The 22,250-nt window shown below is 57.7% G+C and carries 22 protein-coding genes; 20 read left to right on the forward strand and 2 right to left on the reverse strand.

The features are described from left to right. Positions 1-84: 84 nt before the first annotated feature. From flgB to flgL, 11 genes are all read left to right on the forward strand, one after another. The gene (gene flgB / locus ACR6AS_RS03450) at positions 85-498 is read left to right on the forward strand and encodes a flagellar basal body rod protein FlgB (protein WP_128085685.1); all 414 of its coding nucleotides are present in this window, start codon (positions 85-87) and stop codon (positions 496-498) included. 2 nt (positions 499-500) lie between these two features. After that, the gene (flgC, locus tag ACR6AS_RS03455; protein WP_111138631.1) at positions 501-905 is read left to right on the forward strand and encodes a flagellar basal body rod protein FlgC; all 405 of its coding nucleotides are present in this window, start codon (positions 501-503) and stop codon (positions 903-905) included. 12 nt (positions 906-917) lie between these two features. Then, positions 918-1,589, forward strand: a complete 672-nt coding sequence (flgD, locus tag ACR6AS_RS03460) for a flagellar hook assembly protein FlgD (protein ID WP_111138632.1) — start codon at positions 918-920, stop codon at positions 1,587-1,589. 26 nt (positions 1,590-1,615) lie between these two features. Next, complete coding sequence (gene flgE / locus ACR6AS_RS03465; RefSeq protein WP_111138633.1) at positions 1,616-2,872, forward strand: flagellar hook protein FlgE; 1,257 nt, start codon at positions 1,616-1,618, stop codon at positions 2,870-2,872. A gap of 20 nt (positions 2,873-2,892) precedes the next feature. Next, a complete protein-coding gene (locus ACR6AS_RS03470; protein WP_111138634.1) occupies positions 2,893-3,648 on the forward strand; it encodes a flagellar basal body rod protein FlgF in 756 nt (251 codons plus the stop codon). Between the two features lie 17 nt (positions 3,649-3,665). Continuing rightward, positions 3,666-4,448, forward strand: a complete 783-nt coding sequence (gene flgG, locus ACR6AS_RS03475) for a flagellar basal-body rod protein FlgG (RefSeq protein ID WP_009090877.1) — start codon at positions 3,666-3,668, stop codon at positions 4,446-4,448. Between the two features lie 60 nt (positions 4,449-4,508). Then, entirely contained in the window at positions 4,509-5,219 is a 711-nt protein-coding gene (locus ACR6AS_RS03480; RefSeq protein WP_434161127.1) for a flagellar basal body L-ring protein FlgH, read from the forward strand. 9 nt (positions 5,220-5,228) lie between these two features. After that, a complete protein-coding gene (locus tag ACR6AS_RS03485; RefSeq protein ID WP_111138636.1) occupies positions 5,229-6,338 on the forward strand; it encodes a flagellar basal body P-ring protein FlgI in 1,110 nt (369 codons plus the stop codon). Further along, on the forward strand, positions 6,338-7,297 hold the full coding sequence (gene flgJ, locus ACR6AS_RS03490; protein WP_111138637.1) for a flagellar assembly peptidoglycan hydrolase FlgJ: 960 nt from the start codon (positions 6,338-6,340) through the stop codon (positions 7,295-7,297). Before ACR6AS_RS03485 ends, flgJ begins: the two co-directional genes overlap by 1 nt. Positions 7,298-7,420: 123 nt before the next feature. Further along, positions 7,421-9,070, forward strand: a complete 1,650-nt coding sequence (flgK, locus tag ACR6AS_RS03495; RefSeq protein WP_111138638.1) for a flagellar hook-associated protein FlgK — start codon at positions 7,421-7,423, stop codon at positions 9,068-9,070. A gap of 14 nt (positions 9,071-9,084) precedes the next feature. Continuing rightward, a complete protein-coding gene (gene flgL / locus ACR6AS_RS03500; protein ID WP_111138639.1) occupies positions 9,085-10,053 on the forward strand; it encodes a flagellar hook-associated protein FlgL in 969 nt (322 codons plus the stop codon). A 302-nt stretch (positions 10,054-10,355) separates the two neighbouring features. Here the strand turns inward: flgL and rne are convergent, their stop codons facing one another. Beyond that, positions 10,356-13,760 (reverse strand): ribonuclease E, encoded by a 3,405-nt coding sequence (gene rne, locus ACR6AS_RS03505; protein ID WP_434161130.1) that lies wholly within the window; start codon positions 13,758-13,760, stop codon positions 10,356-10,358. Positions 13,761-14,333: 573 nt separating this feature from the next. On the opposite strand from rne, the gene rluC reads away from it, so the two are divergent. After that, positions 14,334-15,290, forward strand: coding sequence for a 23S rRNA pseudouridine(955/2504/2580) synthase RluC (gene rluC / locus ACR6AS_RS03510; protein ID WP_111138642.1), 957 nt, complete (start codon positions 14,334-14,336; stop codon positions 15,288-15,290). A gap of 11 nt (positions 15,291-15,301) precedes the next feature. Here rluC and ACR6AS_RS03515 read toward each other — a convergent pair whose 3' ends face one another. Next, positions 15,302-15,889 carry a Maf family protein gene (locus ACR6AS_RS03515; RefSeq protein ID WP_111138643.1) on the reverse strand — a complete coding sequence of 196 codons (588 nt, stop codon included), beginning with the start codon at positions 15,887-15,889 and terminating at the stop codon, positions 15,302-15,304. Positions 15,890-16,029: 140 nt separating this feature from the next. On the opposite strand from ACR6AS_RS03515, the gene yceD reads away from it, so the two are divergent. The 8 genes from yceD to fabF all read left to right on the forward strand — a co-directional run bounded on the left by yceD (position 16,030) and on the right by fabF (position 22,169). Beyond that, a complete protein-coding gene (gene yceD, locus ACR6AS_RS03520; RefSeq protein WP_111138644.1) occupies positions 16,030-16,551 on the forward strand; it encodes a 23S rRNA accumulation protein YceD in 522 nt (173 codons plus the stop codon). Between the two features lie 14 nt (positions 16,552-16,565). After that, positions 16,566-16,736 carry a 50S ribosomal protein L32 gene (gene rpmF / locus ACR6AS_RS03525; protein WP_003849870.1) on the forward strand — a complete coding sequence of 57 codons (171 nt, stop codon included), beginning with the start codon at positions 16,566-16,568 and terminating at the stop codon, positions 16,734-16,736. A 25-nt stretch (positions 16,737-16,761) separates the two neighbouring features. Then, a complete protein-coding gene (plsX, locus tag ACR6AS_RS03530) occupies positions 16,762-17,802 on the forward strand; it encodes a phosphate acyltransferase PlsX (RefSeq protein WP_367396247.1) in 1,041 nt (346 codons plus the stop codon). Next, positions 17,803-18,756 (forward strand): beta-ketoacyl-ACP synthase III, encoded by a 954-nt coding sequence (locus tag ACR6AS_RS03535; RefSeq protein WP_098050954.1) that lies wholly within the window; start codon positions 17,803-17,805, stop codon positions 18,754-18,756. Positions 18,757-18,772: 16 nt separating this feature from the next. Further along, positions 18,773-19,705, forward strand: a complete 933-nt coding sequence (gene fabD / locus ACR6AS_RS03540; RefSeq protein WP_111138646.1) for an ACP S-malonyltransferase — start codon at positions 18,773-18,775, stop codon at positions 19,703-19,705. A 10-nt stretch (positions 19,706-19,715) separates the two neighbouring features. Beyond that, a complete protein-coding gene (fabG, locus tag ACR6AS_RS03545) occupies positions 19,716-20,450 on the forward strand; it encodes a 3-oxoacyl-ACP reductase FabG (RefSeq protein WP_111138647.1) in 735 nt (244 codons plus the stop codon). Between the two features lie 154 nt (positions 20,451-20,604). Beyond that, positions 20,605-20,841, forward strand: a complete 237-nt coding sequence (acpP, locus tag ACR6AS_RS03550) for an acyl carrier protein (RefSeq protein WP_003849865.1) — start codon at positions 20,605-20,607, stop codon at positions 20,839-20,841. A gap of 86 nt (positions 20,842-20,927) precedes the next feature. After that, the gene (gene fabF, locus ACR6AS_RS03555; protein WP_434161134.1) at positions 20,928-22,169 is read left to right on the forward strand and encodes a beta-ketoacyl-ACP synthase II; all 1,242 of its coding nucleotides are present in this window, start codon (positions 20,928-20,930) and stop codon (positions 22,167-22,169) included. The last annotated feature ends 81 nt before the right edge of the window (positions 22,170-22,250 follow it).

Genomic DNA, 22,250 nt, shown 5'->3' on the forward strand with positions numbered 1-22,250 from the left:
GTCATTTGAGGCGTTATTCAGACGATGACCTCTTGCTTTTTCAAATTAAGCTGCCAGCTCGAAATTCTCATTTGCGGAGGAAACATGCTCGACAAACTGGATGCGGCGCTGAAATTTGGAACCGAGGCCCTCAACCTGCGTGCTCAGCGTCAGGAGATCCTGGCGTCAAACATTGCCAACGCCGATACCCCTGGCTATCAGGCCCGGGATATCGACTTTGCCAGCGAGCTGAGTCGGGTGATGTCCAACGGTCGTGCGGAAGGCAGCAGCATGGCGTTAAAAGTCACGTCAGCCCGCCACATTGAAGCGCAGACCAACAGTGCGCCCTCGATGGACATGCTTTATCGGATCCCCGATCAGCCTTCTGCCGACGGCAACACCGTAGATATGGACCGTGAACGTACCCAGTTCGCGGATAACAGCCTGAAATATCAAACCGACCTCACCCTCATCAGCAGCCAGATCAAAGGCATGATGAGCGTGTTACAAGGGCAATAATTATGGCCTTGCTGAACATTTTTGACATTGCCGGCTCAGCGATGACCGCGCAATCACAGCGATTAAACGTCAGTGCCAGTAACCTGGCCAACGCCGACAGCGTCACCGGCCCCGATGGTAAACCCTACGTGGCCAAACAGGTGGTCTTCCAGACCGATGCGGCGCCAGGCGCCGCGACCGGTGGCGTGAAAGTGGCGAAAGTGGTGGATGACCCCACGCCGCCGAAGCTGGTCTACGACCCGGGCAATCCCATGGCGGATGCCAAAGGCTACGTGAAAATGCCCAACGTGGATGTGGTCTCGGAAAGCGTCAACACCATGTCGGCGTCCCGCAGTTACCAGGCCAACGTTGAAGTGCTCAACACCGTGAAGTCGATGATGATGAAAACCCTGACGATCGGGCAATAACGGAGAAAGATAATGGCTATTGCGGTAGGCGTTAACGAAAAGCTGGACCCCACGGTCCTCAGCTCATCCAGCACCGGCACCAGTAACAGTGCGCAGGATCTGCAGAATCAGTTCCTGACCATGCTGGTGACGCAGTTACAAAACCAGGATCCCACCAATCCGATGGATAACAGCCAGCTCACCACACAGCTGGCACAGATCAATACCCTGAGCGGCATTGAAAAACTGAATACCACGCTGGGATCGATCTCCGGACAGATCAACACCAGCCAGTCGCTGCAGAGCTCCACGCTGATTGGTCATGGCGTCATGGTTAACGGCGGGCAGATTCTGGTTGGCAAGGGCACCACCACCCCCTTTGGCGTTGAGCTGACCTCCGCGTCGACGGCAGCCACCGCCACCATTAAGGATGCCAGCGGTTCCGTGGTCAACACCGTGGACCTGGGCGCGCTGAGCGCAGGCGTTCACACCTTCTCCTGGGATGGCAAGCTGAGCGATGGCTCTGTCGCCCCGGATGGGAAATATACCGTTGCTATTGCCGCAAGCAATGGCAGCACACAACTGGTGGCACAACCGCTTAACTACGCCTACGTCAACGGGGTGAGTACGGCCAACGACACCACAAAACTGGATCTCGGCACCATGGGCTCCGCCACCCTTGACGACGTACGTCAGATTCTCTGATTAACCTGTAGACAGGACACACACACATGTCATTTTCCCAAGCGGTCAGCGGCCTTGGTGCTGCTTCAAGTAACCTTGATGTCATCGGTAACAACATCGCCAACTCCGCGACAGCGGGCTTTAAATCCAGCACCATCGCGTTCGCCGATATGTTTGCCGGTTCTAACGTCGGCCTCGGCACCAAAGTCGCGGCGGTCATTCAGAACTTCAACGACGGTGCGACCACCACCACCAGCCGCGGGCTGGATGTGGCGCTGAGCGGTAACGGCTTCTTCCGTATGACCGACAGCAGCGGCGGCGTCTTCTATTCCCGTAACGGCCAGTTCACGCTGGATGCCAACCGTAACCTAATCAACACCCAGGGCCTGAACGTGACCGGCTATCCGGCCAGCGGTTCACCGGCCACCATTCAGGCGGGTGCGAACCCGGTGGCGCTGCGTATTCCAACCGAGCAGATGTCCGCGCGTGCCACGACCACCGCCGGTCTGGTTGCTAACCTGAACTCCACGGATACCACGCCTTCCGTCACCACCTTCTCGACGGCGAACGCGGACAGCTACAACAAGAAAACCACCGTGACCGTGTTCGACTCGCAGGGTAATGACCACGCGCTCGACATGTATTTCTCGAAAGATGCCACCAGCAACAGCTGGACCGTGCGCACCATCGATGGCGAAACCGGCAGCTCGGCGGGTGACTTCCGCATGGCGTTTGACACCAGCGGTAAGCTGACCAGCGTTTCTAAGCTGGACGCCAGCGGCGCAGTTGTCAGCACCACCACAGATGGCACCGTCGGCCTGACGCTGAACGCGGGCGGCGCCAATGGTGCGGTCGCAAACCAGCCCATTACCATGAGCATGCTGGGCAGTCTGCAGCAGAACACCGGCGCCACCACTTTTGGCAGCCCGACTCAGGATGGCTATGCGCCAGGCGATCTGACCAGCTACGCGATCAATAACGACGGCACCATCACCGGCACCTACTCAAACCAGAAAACCCAGCTGCTGGGTCAGATCGTACTGGCGAGCTTCTCTAACCCGGAAGGTCTGCAGTCGAAGGGCGACAACGTCTGGCAGGCTTCGAACGCCTCCGGTCAGGCAGCGGTTGGCCTGGCGAACACCGGCACCTTTGGTTCACTGACGGCGGGCGCGCTGGAATCGTCAAACGTCGATATGAGTAAAGAGCTGGTGAACATGATCGTTGCGCAGCGTAACTATCAGGCGAACGCGCAGACCATCAAAACTCAGGACCAGATTCTCAACACGCTGGTTAACTTACGTTAATTCGCTAACAGGATTGCCTTATGGATCACGCGATATATACCGCGATGGGCGCGGCCAGCCAGACGCTGGATCAGCAGGCGGTGACCGCCAGCAACCTCGCCAACGCCTCAACACCCGGCTTTCGTGCGCAGCTCAACGCGCTGCGCGCCGTGCCGGTGAGTGGCTGGTCTCTGCCAACCCGTACGCTGGTGGCTGCCTCAACGCCGGGTGCAGACATGAGCCAGGGCGCGATGGATTACACCGAGCGTCCGCTGGATGTGGCGGTGCAGCAGGATGGCTGGCTGGCGGTACGTACCGCAGACGGCAGTGAAGCCTATACCCGCAACGGCAATATGCAGATCAGTCCGAACGGCACGCTGACGGTTCAGGGCAATCCTGTGATGGGCGATGGCGGCCCGATTGTGATCCCACAGGGCACGGAGATCACCATCGCGGCAGATGGCTCCATTACCGGGCTGAATGCCGGTGATTCACCTAACGCCACGGTTCAGCTGGGCAAGCTCAAACTGGTGCGGGCGACCGGCCAGGAGTTGCAGCGCAGCGATGATGGCATGTTCCGGCCGACGGCCGCAACGCAGGCCACCCGCGGCGCGGCCCTGCAGGCGGACGCCACCATGCAGGTTATGCCGGGCGTGCTGGAAGGCAGCAACGTCAAACCGGTGGAAACCATGGTCGATATGATCGCCAACGCCCGACGTTTTGAGATGCAGATGAAAGTCATCACCAACGTCGACGAAAATGAACAAAAAGCCAACCAGCTCCTGAACATGAGCTAAGGCGCGAGGATAACAACATGATTCGTTCTTTATGGATCGCTAAGACCGGTCTTGATGCGCAGCAGATGAACATGGACGTCATTGCCAACAACCTGGCAAACGTCAGCACCAACGGTTTTAAACGTTCGCGTGCCGTGTTTGAAGATCTGATGTACCAGACCATGCGTCAGCCGGGCACGCAGTCGTCTGAACAGACGACGCTGCCTTCCGGCCTGCAGATTGGTACTGGTGTGCGTCCGGTGACCACAGAGCGTCTGCACACCCAGGGCAACCTGTCGCAGACCAGTAACTCAAAAGATATCGCCATTAACGGCCAGGGCTATTTTCAGATTCAGATGCCGGATGGCACCTCTGCTTATACCCGTGACGGCGCGTTTCAGGTGGATCAGAACGGCCAGCTGGTGACCAACTCCGGTTTCCCGGTGCAGCCCGGCATTACCATTCCGGCTAACGCCACCAGCATCACGGTTTCCCGTGACGGTGTGGTCAGCGTGACCCAGCAGGGTCAGGCGCAGGCCGCGCAGGTGGGTCAGTTAACCCTGAGCACCTTTATGAACGATGCCGGTCTCGATAGCGTGGGTGAAAACCTCTACAAGGAGACCCAGGCATCGGGTGCGCCGACTGACAGCACGCCAGGCCAGAACGGTGCCGGTCTGCTCTATCAGGGCTACACCGAAACTTCGAACGTTAACGTGGCGGAAGAGCTGGTCACCATGATCCAGACGCAGCGCGCCTACGAAATCAACAGCAAGGCGATCAGCACCTCTGATCAGATGCTGGCGAAATTAACCCAGATTTAATCCCGAACAGGGCCAGCGCCTGCTGGCCTGAAACAGAGACATGAATAAGGTCGTGACACCGTGGCGAAGCAACAGATTCTCAAGCCTGGACATTGGTTAGTCGCCTCACTGCTGCTAACTCTTAACGGATGTGCGCTGGTCCCGCGGACCCCGCTGGTCGAGGGCGCAACCACGGCGCAGCCGCTGCCGTCCGCGCCACCGGTGGTTAACGGATCGATTTTTCAGGGCGTTGCGCCGCTTAACTACGGCTATCAGCCGCTGTTTGAAGATCGCCGTCCACGCAACATTGGCGATACCCTGACCATCACCCTGCAGGAAAACGTCAGCGCCAGCAAAAGCTCGTCGGCGAATGCCAGCCGCGATGGCAAAAACAGCTTTGGCCTGAGCACCGTTCCAACCGGACTGGCTGGTCTGGTAGGGGCAGGTGGCGAAAAAGCCAACCTCAGTGCCGAAGGCAAAAACGACTTCGCGGGTAAAGGCGGCGCATCCGCTAACAACACCTTTACCGGCACTATTACCGTCACCGTGGATCAGGTGCTGTCGAACGGCAACCTGCACGTAGTCGGTGAAAAACAGATCGCCATTAATCAGGGCACAGAGTTCATCCGCTTCTCGGGCGTGGTCAACCCACGCACCATCAGCGCCAGCAACGCTGTGTTATCTACCGCGGTCGCCGATGCACGTATTGAGTACGTCGGTAATGGCTATATCAATGAGGCGCAGACCATGGGCTGGTTGCAGCGCTTCTTCCTGAACATCTCTCCGATGTAAGAGGCTTCAATGAAAAAGTTAACGCTGTTACGCGCCGGGCTGGCGCTGCTCCTGAGTGTCAGCCTGCTGGCCAGGGCCGATTTGATTCGCGATCTCACCACGGTACAGGGCGTACGTGATAACCAGCTGCTGGGCTATGGCCTGGTGGTGGGCCTCGATGGCACCGGTGACCAGACGACTCAGACACCTTTTACTACTCAGACCGTGAGCAACATGCTGTCACAGCTGGGGATCACCGTACCGGCCGGAACCAACATGCAGCTGAAGAACGTGGCCGCAGTCATGGTGACGGCAAAACTGCCTGCGTTTGCCCGTCAGGGTCAGAATCTGGACGTGGTGGTCTCATCGCTGGGTAACGCCAAGAGCCTGCGCGGCGGCACGCTGTTAATGACGCCGCTGAAAGGGGTCGATAACCAGGTTTACGCCCTGGCGCAGGGCAACATCCTGGTCGGTGGTGCGGGCGCCTCCGCAGGCGGCAGCAGCGTTCAGGTAAACCAGCTTAACGGCGGCCGTATCACGGGCGGGGCGACCGTTGAACGTGAACTGCAGAGCAACTTTGGCTCGCAGAACACCATCAACCTGCAGCTGAACAACGAAGATTTTTCGATGGCGCAGCGTATTGCTGATGCGATTAACGCGCGCGGCGGTTATGGCTCGGCGCAGCCGCTGGATGCCCGTACCGTTCAGATCCGCGTGTCGCCGAACAATGGCGCGCAGGTGCGCCTGCTGGCTGATATCCAGAACATCAACGTCTCGATTCCGGTTGAGGATGCGAAAGTGATCATCAACTCACGCACCGGCTCGGTGGTGATGAACCGCGAAGTGACGCTGAATCAGTGTGCGGTGGCGCAGGGCAACCTGTCGGTCACGGTCAATCAGCAGCAGAACGTCAGCCAGCCTGACACGCCGCTGGCCGGTGGACAGACGGTGGCGACCACGCAGACCCAGATCGATCTGCGCCAGTCCGGTGGTGCGCTGCAGCGTGTCAATGCCAGCGCCAGCCTGAACAACGTGGTACGTGCGCTGAACGCACTGGGTGCATCGCCTATCGAACTGATGTCGATTCTGCAGTCGATGCAGAGTGCCGGCTGTCTGCGTGCCAAACTGGAAATTATCTGATGGCTGATATGCAATCTGTAATGAGTGCGGCTTACGACAGCCGCTCCCTGAATGAACTGAAACACCAGGCCAGCAACGATCCGAAAGGCCATGCGTTGCAGGTGGCGCGTCAGGTCGAAGGGATGTTTGTACAGATGATGCTGAAGAGTATGCGTGAAGCGTTGCCGCAGGACGGGATTATGAGCAACGAACAGACCAAACTCTTTACCTCAATGTATGACCAGCAGATTGCCCAGGAGATGGGGAAGCGCGGTCTTGGCCTGGCGGAAACCATCGTCAAACAGATGCAGCCCGCCACTGCCCCGGATGAAACCGCCGGTACAGTGCCGATGAAGCTGGATAAAAGCTTCATCCTCAGTACCAGTGGGGCAATACCGATGCATGCGCAGCAGCTGGAGCAGATTGTGCGTAAGGCGATGCCGCGTCTGCCCGCCGCGTCCCCGACCGGCCTGCCTGGCGACAGCCGCGAGTTTATCGCCCAGCTGATGCAACCGGCGCAGGCAGCGAGCCAGCAGAGCGGCATCCCTCATCACCTGATTCTGGCGCAGGCCGCGCTGGAGTCGGGCTGGGGACAGCGCCAGATCCTGACCCGCGACGGCAAACCGAGCTATAACGTGTTCGGGATTAAAGCCAGCGGTGACTGGAAAGGGGAGACGACGGATATCATGACCACCGAATATGAGCAGGGCGAAGCGAAAAAAGTCCGCGCCAGCTTCCGGGTCTATAACTCCTATTTTGAGGCGCTGACCGACTACGTCAAACTGCTGACCAAAAACCCGCGCTATGCGGCGGTAACGAACGCCGCCAGCGCAGAGCAGGGTGCGCAGGCACTGCAGGCGGCAGGCTATGCCACCGATCCGAAATATGCGCAAAAGCTGGTGGGAATGATTCAGCAATTCAAAAGCATGGGTGAAAAGGTCGTTAAAGCCTACACCCAGGATGTGGGCGATCTGTTCTGATCATTGAGCCTCAAGTTTCACTTAAGCAAGCCGATAACAGGCCTATAGCCAGATGCGTTTTCGCCTGCTGGCGCCCACTTTGATGTTTGCCAGCCCGGTTGACGGGGAACGTAAGGAACCGAGATGTCCAGCATAATTAACTCCGCCATGAGCGGACTGAGTGCCGCGCAGGCCGCCCTGAGCACCACCAGTAGCAACATTAGCAACTACACCGTGGCGGGCTATTCGCGTCAGACTACGCTGTTAGCGCAGGCCAGCAGCACGCTGCAGGGCAATAGCTATTACGGTAACGGTGTCAACGTGACCGGGGTACAGCGTGAATATGACGCGTTTATCGCCACGCAACTGCGCGGTGCCAGCGCGAACTACAGTGCAGTGGATACCCAGCACAGCCAGATTTCAAACATTGACGACCTGCTGTCGACCTCCACTACCAGCCTGTCGACCTCGCTGCAGGGCTTTTTCACCAACCTGCAGAACGTGGTCAGCAACGCCAACGATCCCTCAGCACGCCAGTCGATGCTCAGCAATGCGCAGGGACTGGTCAGCCAGTTCCAGAGCACGGCGCAGTATCTGAATAACATGCAGAACAGCGTCAATGCGGATATCAGTTCAGACGTCAAACAGGTGAATACCCTGACCAGCCAGATTGCCGATCTCAACAAGCAGATTGGCAAACTGACCACCGGAAACGGCGCAACGCCCAATGATCTGCTGGATAAACGCGATCAGCTCGTCAGTGACCTGAACAAGATGGTGGGCGTTAACGTCTCTGAGCAGGAGGGGAACTACACCGTCTCGATGGCGAACGGCCTGACGCTGGTCAACGGCTATAAATCGAACGATCTGGTGGCGATGACCTCCAGCAGCGATCCGACCCGGACGACCCTTGGCTATGTCGATAAGCAGGCGGGCAACGTTGAGATCCCGGAAAAACTGATCACCACCGGTTCGCTGGGCGGTCTGCTGTCATTCCGGTCGCAGGATCTGGATCTGGCTCAGAATCAGCTGGGACAGTTAGCCGCCGCCTTTACCACCAGCTTCAATGATGTTCACAAGCAGGGCTTCGACAGCCAGGGCAATCAGGGCGTCGATTTCTTTAAGATTGGCAGCCCGCTGGTCGTCAGTAACAGCAAAAACAGCACTGGCGCGTCCGTTACCGCCGAGTGGACCGACACCAGCGCGCTGAAAGCGTCCAACTACACCGTCAGCTATGACGGCACAAACTGGAGCGCCACCCGCGCGGCAGACGGCACGGCCGTGACGCTGACAAAGGGAACCGATGCCAGCGGCAACACTACGTTGAGCTTCGACGGTCTGAAGCTGACAGTCGGCGCCTCGCCTGCGCCTGCCGCGAAAGACAGTTTCCTGGTGAAGCCGGTGCAGAACGTGATCAACGATATGTCAGTGGCGATTACCAGCGAATCTCAGGTCGCGGCGGCGGCTGCCGTCGGCGGAGAGAGCGATAACCGCAACGCGCAGAAACTGCTGAACCTGCAGGACGTGAAGCTGGTCGGTGGCAACGCCACGCTGTCGCAGGCTTACGCCAGCATCGTCAGCACCGTGGGTAACAAAACCAGTTCGCTGGAAACCACCAGCACCACCCAGAAAAGCGTGGTCAGCCAGCTGACCGAGCGCCAGCAGTCAGTCTCTGGTGTCAACCTCGACGAGGAGTACGCCAACCTGACCAGATATCAGCAATATTACATGGCTAATGCGCAGGTGCTGCAGACGGCCAGCACCGTGTTTAACGCATTGATCAATATTCGCTAAGGGCAGGAGATAACATGCGAGTCAGTACAAATATGATTTTTGACCAGCAGGTGCGCGGGATTACCGACTCGCAGGCCTCCTGGCTTAAAGTCGGCGAACAGCTCTCCAGCGGTCGCCGCGTCACCAACCCCTCGGACGACCCGATTGCCGCCTCGCGCGCGGTCGCGTTGTCGCAGACGCAGCAGCAGGGAAAACAGTATGCGCTGGCGCGTACCTTTGCTGAGCAGGGTCTGTCACTGGAAGAGAATGCGCTGAAAGGTGTCACTGAGAGTATCCAGAATGCGCAGACGCTGATCGTTAACGGTTCCACCGGCACGCTGAGTGACGATGACCGGGGATCGATCGCGACCCAGCTGGAGGGGATCCGTGCGCAGTTGCTGAACCAGGCTAACAGTAAAGATGCCAACGGCCGTTACATCTTTGCTGGCTATAAGACGGACAGCGCGCCATTCGCGGATACGGCGGGCACGGGTGTCGCTTACACCGGTGGCACCGAGGCGATTACCCAGAAGGTTGACACCAGCCGGACTATGACGGTGGCACACACCGGCGATGCTATCTTTATGTCGATTACAAGCAATGCCAAAAAAGAGCCGGATGGCAGCGCCAGCGAAACCAACCTGTTTAAGATGCTGGATAGCGCCATCGCTGCGCTGAAAGTCCCGCAGGATAATGCGGATGCCGCGACTAAACAGACGTTCCAGGCGGCGATGGATAAAACCAACCGGGGTCTGGGCAATTCGCTGAACAATGTCTTAGCCGTGCGTTCTGAAATCGGTATCCAGCTGTCAGAGATCACCGATACCCTGAATCCCCAGGGCGATGACCGCAGCGTGATCTATAACTCGCAGATGAGCGATCTGGTTAACGTCGATTACACCGAGGCAGCCTCCAGCTACACCATGCAGCAGACCGCGCTGCAGGCCTCCTATAAGACCTTTACCGACATGTCGAAGATGTCGCTGTTTAAGATGAATTCGTAATCTGACCTGAAAATTTGAGCGTACTTTAACCGGATGCGCTTACTTTTCCCCACCCGCCTGGTAAAGGCGCGTGGGGTTTTTTTTGCCTGGCGTTCAGCCCGTGAAGGGGCGCTGTCGCAGGGAGAACCTCAGCCGGAATCCGTCGGGCGGAAAGCCAGACCTGACGAGCGGCCCCGTCAGCGCCATCAGACTTCAGTATGCGGCCCGGAAACCGGTGTCTGTCACGCAGCATTAAGCAGATCCACAACCATAAAAAAACCCCGGCGAATCAGGCCGGGGTTGTGTTTACAACGGCGTCTGCGTTACGGCTTGGTAGCCGGCGCGGTGGCCTGATGGGTGGCGCTGTGACCGCCCGCAGAACCACGACCGTCGAACTGGTACGGGGCACGCACCCAGTCACTGTGCCGCGCAGGCTCGGACTGCCAGGCTGGCGCAGGCGCTTTGGTCATCGGTGCCGATGCGAAGTGCTTCCAGCGGGTGCCATCATTCGCTGGCGCCTCCGCAGCGGGTGCTGGCTGTTCGGTCACGACAACCGGCGCAGCCGGGGCGACATCGCGGGCGGCTACCGGTGCATGCGGCTCGCTGACAGGGGCAGATTCTGCTTCTGCGGCGACCGGAGCATTCAGCACTTCCTCGACTTCTGTGGTGATAGCGTCGCTGACATCGCTGGCGGTCTGCTCTGCCACTTTTGCTGGCACGGCAGCGTCTGCGGGTTCAGCCGGTGCAGCCTCTGCGGGTTCAGACACCTCTGCGGTTTCAGCGGCAGGTTTTGCAACCGGTGAGGCTTCAGCGACAGGTTCAGCCGGCACGGCTTCGGCCGCAACGGCTTCCGCTTTCGCCTCTTCGGCGGCCGGAACCACAGAAGGCTGCTCATCAACCGGCGCGTCGATAGCGCGGGTGTCGTCAGTGTTCACAACCGGCACTGGCGTTTCTGCCTGTGGCTCAGCCTGCTGAACAGGTGCATCCTGCGCAACGGCGTCGACAGCGGCGGCAACCGGGGCTGCAGCGACCTCTGCTGGCTCTTCACGGTGGTACGCCGGGGTTTCTGGCGCTGCGTTCTGAACCTGCTCATCGCTGGCCTGGCTTACCGGATAGCGAACCCAGACTTTACCGGATGCCATCTCAGGTGAGGCGGCCGCAGCGGCCAGCGGCATCGCTGACTGCGTCGGGTAACGCTCATCACGGTAACGACGACGACGCTGTCCGCTGACGCGCAGATGACGCGGCGAACGGCGTGAACGGCGCGGCATATTGGCGCTGTCACGGTTGTCGTTATCATCCTGCTCATCGTTCTGCTGTGCTGGCAGCTCAGGCTGAGAAACGTCGCTCTGCTGCGGCTGACGCGCCTCAGCGGGCTGTGCAGCCGCTGAGGCAGTCACAGGTTGACGATTGTCATCCACACGCACTTTCTGGTTAAGCTGACGCGGCTTACGACGCGGCATAACCTGCACGCGCTCGTCATCCTGTGCCTCGCCGACCTCCTGAGACTCAGCCACGACGGCGGACTGCTCCGCCGCTTTGGCGGCCTCTTCACCGGCACGTTTCTCTTCCTGACGACGACGCTGACGCTCAGCACGCTGCTCACGACGCTGCTGTTGCTGCTCATCACGCTGCTGACGCGCTTCTTCGCTCAGCGCCGGACGCTCTTCACGGGTCTCGGCGGACTGAGACTGACGCTTGTTACGACGGTTGTCGTTGCCATCGCGCGGCTCGCGGCTTTCACGCGGTTCACGCGGCTCGCGGCTTTCGCGCGGTTCACGGCCTTCACGCGACTGCGTGTTGTCGCCGTTGCGCGGTGTGCGCTCGCGACGATTGTTGTTACGACGGTTGTTATTATTGTTACTGCGGCGCTCGCCACGGCTGTTGTTCTGCTGCTGCTCACTTTCAGCCGCCTTCTGCGGTTCCGCAACCTCAGTCGCCACAGGTGCGGCAGCTGGCGCTTCTTCGCCCGCAAACATCTTCTTCAGACCGCCAATCAGACGACCGAAGAAACCGGTGCTGACGGCAGCCGGTGCGGCCACTTCCGGCGTGGTTTTGGCAGCAGACTGCGTTTTCGCCTGCTTCGCTTCAGGCGCGACCTCGACCGGCGCCGGCGGGGCGTCAGGCATGACGAAGGCGGCCAGAGCCGGCTGCTCAGGACGACGACGCTCAGCGTGCTCCTCGTCGGATGGCATCGCCATTTCCGCTTCGTGCAGCTTCGGCAGGTGATAGCTCAGGGTCTGCGTCTCTTCGCCTTTGCGCACACGCAGTACGGAGTAGTGCGGGGTCTGCATCTTGTCATCCGGTACGATGACCGCGCGCACGCCACCCTGGCGTTTCTCGATGGCGTTGACCGCTTCACGTTTCTCGTTCAGCAGGTAAGAGGCGACCTGAACCGGCACGATCGCGTGCACTTCTTTGGTGTTGTCTTTCAGCGCTTCTTCTTCAATCAGACGCAGAATCGACAGCGCCAGTGACTCGTTATCACGGATGGTGCCGGTGCCGCTACAGCGAGGGCAGACGTGATGACTGGATTCGCCTAATGACGGGCTCAGACGCTGACGGGACATCTCCAGCAGGCCGAAGCGGGAAATATGACTTATCTGGATACGGGCGCGATCCTGACGGACGGCCTCACGCAGACGGTTTTCAACGGCGCGCTGATGGCGAACCGGGGTCATATCGATAAAGTCGATAACGATCAGGCCGCCCAGGTCACGCAGACGCAGCTGGCGCGCAATCTCGTCGGCCGCTTCCAGGTTGGTGTTGAACGCGGTCTCTTCGATATCGCCGCCGCGTGTGGCGCGAGCGGAGTTGATATCGATGGCGGTCAGCGCTTCGGTGCTGTCGATGACAATCGAGCCGCCGGAAGGCAGACGGACTTCGCGCTGGAAAGCGGATTCGATCTGCGATTCGATCTGATAGTGGCTGAACAGCGGGATCTCACCGGTGTAGAGCTTGATTTTGCTGCTGAAGTCCGGGCGGCCGAGCGCAGCGATATGCTGACGCGCCAGCTCCAGCACTTTCGGGTTATCGATGAGGATTTCGCCGATATCCTGACGCAGATAGTCGCGGAAGGCGCGCACAATCACGTTACTTTCCTGATGGATCAGGAAAGGTGCAGGGCGGTTTTCAGCGGCTTTCTTGATCGCGTCCCAGTGCTTGAGACGGAAACTTAAGTCCCACTGCAGCGATTCGGCAGATTTACCGACGCCCGCGGTACGGACAATCAGACCCATGCCTTCCGGCAGCTCCAGCGCCGACAGCGCCTCTTTCAGTTCGGTGCGGTCGTCGCCTTCGATGCGACGGGAAATGCCACCCGCGCGCGGGTTATTCGGCATCAGCACCAGGTAGCTGCCTGCCAGCGAGATAAAGGTGGTCAGCGCAGCGCCTTTGTTGCCGCGCTCTTCTTTGTCGATCTGAACAATGACTTCCTGACCTTCACGCAGCACATCTTTAATATTAGGACGGCCATGTGCGTTGTAGCTGGCAGGGAAATATTCGCGGGAGATTTCTTTTAACGGGAGGAAACCGTGACGCTCTGCGCCGTAATCGACAAACGCAGCTTCAAGACTGGGTTCAATGCGAGTGATTTTACCTTTGTAAATGTTGGCTTTTTTCTGTTCGTGTCCGGGACTTTCGATATCCAGATCGTACAGGCGCTGACCGTCAACCAGTGCAACGCGCAACTCCTCCTGCTGAGTTGCGTTTATTAACATTCTTTTCATCGTGACTTACTCGTTATTCTTTCATGAGTGATTACAGCTGCGGGCATAGTTACCCTGGACGAGTATCAACCGATGGCCCCGTGACTTAGTGCAGTGTCGTCTGCCTCACGGCTGTCGACCGCGCGAGGGGCGCAAATAACGTCGGTGGCCTGTTTTTCATAAGGGAAAACAGCACCAGATAGGGGAAATGCCTGAGAGAATAAAGAAAACCCGTGCATCCCAACCTGTTGTCCAGGCCGCAACCCGCAGCCCGCTAAGTGCCTGATTTCGCATTACGTCTTACGCCATTGCTGCGTGTCTGCTCAATCCGGCAAAATGACAATTTCGCTCTTTTTCTGCCCTGAAATGCTTCAGGTAAGAAACTCAAGCATTATTCCATTGCTAACCTTCATATAGCAAGGCGACTTTAGCCAGCTTGTGAAGTTTCTTTACATTTAACGCGCTAATGTGTCGGACAAAGCAGCGCATTGCTGAAAAAGCCAGCAGAGAAGCCGCCTGCCGTCACATCAACCCCAGAGTTAAGCACAGAAAAAGGGGTGGCGCTATCAGGGGACACTATTTAGAATCGCCGCCATGAAAACAGAGAATCCCGGCGTACAGTTTGTCGCCATCACGGCTGAAAATGCCGGACAACGCATTGATAACTTTTTGCGCACCCAGCTTAAGGGTGTGCCTAAAAGCATGATTTATCGCATCGTTCGCAAAGGCGAGGTGCGGGTGAATAAAAAGCGCATTAAGCCTGAGTACAAACTGGAGGAGGGCGACGAGGTGCGCATTCCGCCGGTTCGGGTGGCGGAACGCGATGAAGACGCTGTTTCCCCTAAACTGGCGAAGGTCGCGTCGCTGGCAGAGGCGATCCTCTATGAGGATGAGTCACTGCTGGTGATGAACAAGCCTTCCGGCACTGCTGTCCACGGCGGCAGCGGGCTGACCTTCGGCGTCATCGAAGGGCTGCGCGCATTACGGCCTGACGCGCGTTTCCTGGAGCTGGTGCATCGCCTGGACCGGGATACCTCCGGTATTCTGCTGGTCGCCAAAAAGCGGTCGGCGCTGCGTTCCCTGCATGAGCAGCTGCGGGAAAAAGGGATGCAGAAAGATTATCTGGCGCTGGTGCGCGGTAACTGGCCGTCACACCTCAAGGTGGTGCAGGCGCCGCTGCTGAAAAACATTCTGCAGAGCGGCGAGCGCGTGGTGCGCGTCAGCAGTGAAGGCAAGCCCTCGGAAACCCGCTTTAAAGTGGAAGAGCGGTTCGACTTCGCCACGCTGGTTAAGGCAAGCCCGGTGACGGGGCGCACGCATCAGATCCGTGTGCATACGCTGCACGCCGGGCATCCGATTGCCTTTGACGATCGCTATGGCGAACGCGAGTTCGACAGCCAGCTGGCGTCAACCGGCTTAACGCGCCTGTTCCTGCATGCGGCGGCGCTGACCTTTACCCATCCCGGCACGGGAGAAGTGATGCGGGTAGAAGCGCCACTGGATGAGGGCCTGAAGCAGTGCCTGCAGAAGCTGCGCCAGCGGAAAGCGTAATCGCGCTGGCATCACGCCGTTAACGGGTTGATGCCGGCCTGCTGCAACATCGCGCTGAGCGCCATCAGCGGCAGTCCGACCAGCGTATTGGGATCGCGTCCCTCCAGCCGGTCAAACAGACAAATCCCCAGCCCCTCGCTTTTAAAGCTGCCCGCGCACTGCAGCGGCTGCTCCTTTTCCACATAGCCTGCGATTTCCGCGTCGGTCAGCGTGCGGAAATGGACCACAAAAGGTTCACAGCACTGCAGCAGCCTGCCGCTGGCCGGATGAAAAAGGGCCAGCCCGGTATAGAAGGTAATCGCCTTGCCGCTGGCGGCACGCAGCTGTGCCCGGGCATTCTCTGCGGTATGCGGCTTGCCGGTGATCGCCCCCTCCAGCACGCAGACCTGATCGGAGCCGATGATCCAGTGGTCGGGATGGCTTCCGGCCAGTGCCTGCGCTTTCGCTACGGCAAGTCGTGTCACCAGCGCCTCTGCGCTTTCCGCGGGACGAGGCGACTCATCCACCTCTGGCGCGGCCGTGATAAAAGGCAGCCCCAGCTTATGCAGCAATGCCTGCCGGAAGGGAGAGGTGGAAGCTAAAAGAATTGATGGTGTCATTTTTTTTCAATAGTGATAGCGAATTGGTGACAGTCATTTTAAACTGTGCGCCGCACTGGATGCGAATAGTGGTTGAAAGATGCTGTTTAACGGCCTTTTTCTTTGACTCTATGACATTACAAAGTTAATATGCGCGCCCTATGCAAAAGGTAAAATTACCCCTAACGCTGGACCCTGTCCGCACCGCTCAGAAGCGCCTTGATTATCAGGGTGTCTACACATCTGTACAGGTGGAGCGTGTGGCCGAGTCGGTCGTTAGTGTGGACAGTGATGTGGATTGTGCCATGTCGTTTGCGGTTGACAGCCAGCGTCTGGCGGTACTGACGGGTACTGCTGAAGTCAATGTGACGTTGCGCTGCCAGCGCTGCAACCAGACCTTTCCCCATCACGTAAAAGTAAGTTATTGCTTCAGCCCTGTCTCTTCTGAAGAGCAGGCCGAGGCATTGCCGGAAGCGTACGAGCCGGTCGATGTTAATGAGTTTGGTGAGATCGATCTGCTGGCGGTTGTTGAGGATGAACTGATTCTCGCGCTGCCGGTCGTTCCGGTGCACGATTCTGAACACTGTGAAGTGTCCGAGGCGGACATGGTCTTTGGCAAACTGCCTGCAGAGGCGGAGAAACCAAATCCATTTGCCGTATTAGCCAGTTTAAAGCGTAAGTAATAGGAGTAAGGTCCATGGCCGTACAACAGAATAAACCCACCCGTTCTAAGCGTGGTATGCGTCGTTCGCACGATGCGCTGACCACTGCTGCTCTGTCAGTAGATAAAGTTTCTGGCGAAACTCATCTGCGTCACCACATCACTGCGGACGGTTACTACCGCGGTCGCAAGGTTATCGTTAAGTAAGTTTCTTGCTTAGCAAGGCGATACCTTGACACGTTTGACCCTGGCGATTGATGCCATGGGCGGGGATTTCGGTCCCTGCGTGACAGTGCCTGCAGCATTGCAGGCACTGGCCTCTCATTCGGATCTATTCCTTCTTCTGGTCGGACATCCCGACACTCTCATGCCATTGCTTGCCAAAGCGGATTCCTCCCTCACGGGGCGTTTGCAGGTTATCCCTGCCGAATCGGTTATTGCAAGTGATGCGCGGCCCGCTCAGGCCATCCGGAACAGTCGCGGCAGTTCGATGCGCGTCGCTCTGGAGATGGTCAAAGAGGGACGTGCAGCGGCCTGCATCAGCGCCGGAAATACCGGTGCGCTGATGGGGCTGTCGACGCTGTTATTAAAGCCGCTGGATGGCATTAAACGTCCGGCGCTGATGTCCGTTTTACCGCATCAGCAGCAGGGTAAAACCGTGGTGCTGGATCTGGGTGCGAATGTGGGCTCAGACAGTGCGATGCTGGTGCAGTTTGCGGTGATGGGGTCGGTGATGGCTGAGCATGTGCTGGGCATCCCACGGCCCCGCGTGGCCTTGCTCAATATTGGTCATGAAGAGACCAAAGGGCTGGAAACGATCCGCGATGCCGCGGTAATGCTGCGGGAATCACCGCAGATCAACTATATTGGTTACCTCGAAGGTAACGAGTTGCTCACCGGCAAAACGGATGTCATGGTCTGTGACGGTTTTGTCGGAAATGTCACGCTGAAGACGATGGAAGGCGTGGTAAGAATGTTTCTTTCTCTGCTGAAGTCATCAGGGGAAGGCAAAAAACGGTCATGGTGGCTGACGTTGCTGGGACGCTGGATTCAGAAACGTCTGGCGAAGCGATTCGGGCAACTCAACCCTGACCAGTACAATGGCGCTTGTCTGTTAGGATTGCGCGGAACAGTGATCAAGAGTCACGGCGCAGCAAATCAACACGCCTTCGCCGTGGCGATAGAACAGGCAGAGCAGGCGGTGAGGCAGCACATTCCCGAGCGAATTGCTGCGCGCCTTGATGCTGTATTAGCCAGGAGTGACAAAGCCTAGATGTATACCAAAATTATCGGTACGGGCAGTTATCTGCCCAGCCAGGTTCGCACCAATGCCGATCTGGAAAAAATGGTGGAGACGTCGGACGAGTGGATTGTTACCCGTACCGGCATCCGTGAGCGTCGCATTGCCGCGCCAGATGAAACCGTCGCCACCATGGGATTCAGCGCGGCACAACGCGCCCTTGAAATGGCAGGGATCGATGCGAACGACGTTGGGCTGATCATTGTCGCCACAACCTCATCCAGCCATGCTTTCCCCAGTTCCGCCTGCATGATCCAGCAAATGCTGGAGATTAAAGATTGCGCGGCGTTTGACCTTGCGGCCGCCTGTGCAGGTTTCACCTATGCTCTGAGCGTCGCCGATCAATACATCAAAAATGGCGCGGTTAAGCATGCGCTGGTGATCGGCGCTGACGTGCTGGCGCGCGCGCTGGATCCGGAAGATCGCGGCACGATTATCCTGTTTGGCGATGGGGCCGGAGCCGTTGTGCTGGGTCAGAGCGAAGAGCAGGGGATCATCTCTACTCATCTTCATGCGGATGGCCGCTATGCGCAGCTGCTGACGCTGCCTTATCAGGACCGAGCTCATCAGGATCAGCCCGCCTATGTCACCATGGCCGGCAATGAAGTCTTCAAGGTCGCCGTGACCGAACTGGCGCACATCGTCGATGAAACGCTGCAGGCCAATAACCTCGATCGTGAAATGCTCGACTGGCTGGTGCCTCACCAGGCGAACCTGCGCATCATCAGCGCCACGGCGAAAAAACTTGGCATGACCATGGATAAAGTGGTCGTCACGCTGGATCGTCACGGCAACACCTCTGCCGCCTCAGTGCCAAGCGCACTGGATGAAGCGGTGCGCGATGGCCGCATCAAACCCGGACACCTTATTCTGCTGGAAGCCTTTGGTGGTGGATTCACCTGGGGTTCTGCGCTGGTTCGCTTTTGATTGACAGGAACGAAAGATGACGCAATTTGCATTTGTTTTTCCCGGTCAGGGTTCACAGACCGTGGGCATGCTGACTGAATTAGCAGCAAGCTATCCGCTGGTGGAAGAGACCTTCCGTGAAGCTTCTGACGCACTGGGATATGACCTGTGGCAGTTAGTCAGTCAGGGTCCGGCCGAAGAGCTGAACAAAACCTGGCAGACGCAGCCTGCGCTGCTAGCCGCGTCCGTGGCCATCTACCGGATCTGGCAGCAGCAGGGCGGTGAACAGCCTCGCCTGATGGCCGGTCACAGCCTCGGCGAATATTCGGCGCTGGTCTGTGCGGGCGTGATTAACTTCGCCGATGCCGTGAAGCTGGTTGAACTGCGCGGCAAGCTGATGCAGGAAGCGGTGCCGGAAGGCACGGGCGCAATGCAGGCGATTATCGGCCTGGATGACGCGGCGATCCGCCAGGCGTGTGAAGAGAGCGCGCAGGGTCAGGTCGTTTCACCGGTGAACTTCAACTCGCCGGGTCAGGTGGTCATCGCGGGTAACAAAGAAGCCGTTGAGCGTGCCGGTGCGGCCTGTAAAGCGGCGGGCGCGAAGCGTGCTCTGCCACTGCCGGTCAGCGTGCCGTCTCACTGCGCACTGATGAAGCCGGCTGCGGATAAGCTGGCCGTGGCGCTGGAAAACATCACGTTTAATGCGCCTGCGGTGCCGGTGATCAATAACGTCGATGTGAAGGCCGAAACTGACGCGGCGGCAATCCGTCATGCGCTGGTTCGCCAGCTCTACAGCCCGGTTCGCTGGACCGAAAGCGTGGAAGCGATGGCGGCCCAGGGCGTCTCGCAGCTGCTGGAGATAGGCCCAGGCAAAGTCCTGACCGGACTGACGAAACGCATTGTCGATAGTCTGACCGCGGCTGCCGTAAACGATACGGCCTCCCTGTCAGCGGCACTCGGTAAGGAATAAGAGGAAAATCATGAGCTTTGAAGGTAAAGTTGCGCTGGTAACCGGCGCGAGTCGCGGCATTGGTCGTGCGATTGCAGAAACCCTGGCGGCGCGTGGCGCCAAAGTAGTCGGGACTGCAACCAGCCAGAGTGGCGCCGACGCCATCAGTGCTTACCTTGGCGACAAGGGAAAAGGTCTGTTACTGAATGTGACTGACGCTGGCTCAATCGACAGCGTTTTAGAGAATATTCGCGCGGAATTTGGCGAAGTGGATATCTTAGTCAATAATGCAGGCATTACGCGTGATAATCTTCTCATGCGCATGAAGGACGATGAGTGGCAGGATATCCTGGATACCAACCTCACATCGGTATTCCGCCTTTCTAAGGCGGTTCTGCGTGCCATGATGAAAAAGCGCGTGGGCCGTATCATCACCATTGGTTCCGTTGTCGGCACCATGGGTAATGCGGGCCAGGCAAACTACGCGGCAGCAAAAGCGGGTTTAATTGGCTTTAGCAAATCACTGGCGCGCGAAATCGCGTCACGTGGCATTACCGTCAACGTCGTGGCTCCAGGCTTCATTGAGACTGACATGACGCGGGCACTGAACGAAGATCAGCGTTCCGGTATTTTGGCGGAAGTCCCTGCGGGTCGCTTAGGCGATGCACAGGAAATCGCCAATGCTGTGGCATTTTTAGCCTCTGACGAAGCAGCCTACATCACTGGTGAAACGCTGCACGTCAATGGCGGAATGTACATGGTCTGATAAATCACGAAAACATTTGCTTTATTTGCGGTTAAAACCGCAAAATAACGCAAAATCGTGGTTCGACCAGCCGGGATTTTGTTGCATCTTTTTCACCATTTTATACACTACGAAAACCATCGCGTAAGCGAGTTTTGATAGGAAATTAAATAGTATGAGCGATATCGAACAACGCGTTAAGAAAATCATCAGTGAGCAGCTGGGTGTGAAAGAGGAAGAAGTCACCAACTCTGCATCTTTCGTAGAAGACCTGGGTGCCGATTCTCTTGATACCGTTGAGCTGGTGATGGCTCTGGAAGAAGAGTTTGATACTGAGATTCCAGACGAAGAAGCTGAGAAAATCACTACCGTTCAGGCAGCGATCGACTACATCAATAGCCATAAAGGCTAATGAATACCTTCAGGCGGTCGCTCGACCGCCTGATTTTTTTTATTTGTCCCACATAGTTCCCTATTTTCCCTCCCTGGAGGACGAACGTGTCTAAGCGTCGTGTAGTTGTGACTGGTCTTGGCATGTTGTCTCCTGTCGGCAATACCGTAGAGTCTACCTGGAGTGCTCTCCTTGCCGGTCAGAGCGGCATTAACCTGATCGACCATTTTGATACCAGTGCTTATGCAACGCGTTTTGCAGGTCTGGTAAGAGATTTCAATTGTGATGATTTCATCTCGCGCAAAGATCAGCGCAAGATGGATGAATTCATCCAGTACGGCATTGTGGCCGGTATTCAGGCTATGCAGGATAGCGGTCTGGTTGTGACCGAGGAAAATGCAAGCCGTATGGGTGCAGCAATTGGTTCCGGCATCGGTGGCCTGGGCCTGATTGAAGAGAACCACTCTTCACTGGTCAACGGCGGCCCACGCAAAATCAGTCCGTTCTTTGTGCCTTCAACCATCGTCAACATGGTGGCGGGTCATCTCACCATTATGTATGGCCTGAAAGGTCCAAGCATCTCTATCGCGACAGCCTGTACCTCTGGTGTGCATAACATCGGTCATGCCGCACGTATCATCGCCTATAACGATGCTGACGTGATGCTGGCAGGTGGCACAGAGAAAGCCAGTACGCCATTAGGCGTAGGTGGTTTTGGCGCGGCGCGTGCTCTCTCAACCCGTAACGACAATCCGCAAGCGGCCAGCCGCCCGTGGGATAAAGATCGTGATGGTTTCGTGCTGGGTGACGGCGCGGGCATCGTGGTACTTGAAGAGTACGAACATGCGAAAAAACGTGGTGCAAAAATCTACGCGGAAATCGTCGGTTTTGGCATGAGCAGCGATGCTTACCACATGACTTCACCTCCCGAAGATGGTTCAGGCGCCGCGGCGGCGATGGTCAATGCGCTGCGTGATGCACAGCTTACGCCAGAGCAGATCGGCTATGTCAACGCACATGGCACCTCCACGCCAGCGGGTGATAAGGCCGAAGCGCAGGCAGTGAAATCGGTGTTTGGGGCAGCCGCCAGTAAAGTCATGGTGAGCTCAACCAAATCCATGACCGGGCATCTGCTCGGCGCAGCGGGCGCGGTAGAAGCGATCTACTCGATTCTGGCACTGCGCGACCAGGCGGTTCCACCGACCATTAACCTCGACAATCCGGATGAAGGCTGCGATCTCGATTTCGTGCCGCACACCGCGCGTCAGGTTTCTGGCCTGGAGTATACGCTGTGTAACTCCTTTGGCTTCGGCGGTACCAACGGTTCCCTGATCTTCCGCAAGGTGTAATCGTTGCAGATAGCTGACAAGGCCCGCGATGCGGGCCTTTTTTTATCCTGCGGCGGACGCTGACAGGGTGGAACGGGCTCA

It is taken from the genome of Pantoea phosphatilytica (assembly GCF_051025615.1).
Lineage (GTDB): Bacteria > Pseudomonadota > Gammaproteobacteria > Enterobacterales > Enterobacteriaceae > Pantoea.

Bases quoted from the DNA above. Each gene is read 5' to 3' on its own strand.
- flgB (WP_128085685.1), top strand. From the start codon at position 85: ATGCTCGACAAACTGGATGCGGCGCTGAAATTTGGAACCGAGGCCCTC.
- flgC (WP_111138631.1), top strand. From the start codon at position 501: ATGGCCTTGCTGAACATTTTTGACATTGCCGGCTCAGCGATGACCGCG.
- flgD (WP_111138632.1), top strand. From the start codon at position 918: ATGGCTATTGCGGTAGGCGTTAACGAAAAGCTGGACCCCACGGTCCTC.
- flgE (WP_111138633.1), top strand. From the start codon at position 1,616: ATGTCATTTTCCCAAGCGGTCAGCGGCCTTGGTGCTGCTTCAAGTAAC.
- ACR6AS_RS03470 (WP_111138634.1), top strand. From the start codon at position 2,893: ATGGATCACGCGATATATACCGCGATGGGCGCGGCCAGCCAGACGCTG.
- flgG (WP_009090877.1), top strand. From the start codon at position 3,666: ATGATTCGTTCTTTATGGATCGCTAAGACCGGTCTTGATGCGCAGCAG.
- ACR6AS_RS03485 (WP_111138636.1), top strand. From the start codon at position 5,229: ATGAAAAAGTTAACGCTGTTACGCGCCGGGCTGGCGCTGCTCCTGAGT.
- flgJ (WP_111138637.1), top strand. From the start codon at position 6,338: ATGGCTGATATGCAATCTGTAATGAGTGCGGCTTACGACAGCCGCTCC.
- flgK (WP_111138638.1), top strand. From the start codon at position 7,421: ATGTCCAGCATAATTAACTCCGCCATGAGCGGACTGAGTGCCGCGCAG.
- flgL (WP_111138639.1), top strand. From the start codon at position 9,085: ATGCGAGTCAGTACAAATATGATTTTTGACCAGCAGGTGCGCGGGATT.
- rne (WP_434161130.1), bottom strand. From the start codon at position 13,760: ATGAAAAGAATGTTAATAAACGCAACTCAGCAGGAGGAGTTGCGCGTT.
- rluC (WP_111138642.1), top strand. From the start codon at position 14,334: ATGAAAACAGAGAATCCCGGCGTACAGTTTGTCGCCATCACGGCTGAA.
- ACR6AS_RS03515 (WP_111138643.1), bottom strand. From the start codon at position 15,889: ATGACACCATCAATTCTTTTAGCTTCCACCTCTCCCTTCCGGCAGGCA.
- yceD (WP_111138644.1), top strand. From the start codon at position 16,030: ATGCAAAAGGTAAAATTACCCCTAACGCTGGACCCTGTCCGCACCGCT.
- rpmF (WP_003849870.1), top strand. From the start codon at position 16,566: ATGGCCGTACAACAGAATAAACCCACCCGTTCTAAGCGTGGTATGCGT.
- ACR6AS_RS03535 (WP_098050954.1), top strand. From the start codon at position 17,803: ATGTATACCAAAATTATCGGTACGGGCAGTTATCTGCCCAGCCAGGTT.
- fabD (WP_111138646.1), top strand. From the start codon at position 18,773: ATGACGCAATTTGCATTTGTTTTTCCCGGTCAGGGTTCACAGACCGTG.
- fabG (WP_111138647.1), top strand. From the start codon at position 19,716: ATGAGCTTTGAAGGTAAAGTTGCGCTGGTAACCGGCGCGAGTCGCGGC.
- acpP (WP_003849865.1), top strand. From the start codon at position 20,605: ATGAGCGATATCGAACAACGCGTTAAGAAAATCATCAGTGAGCAGCTG.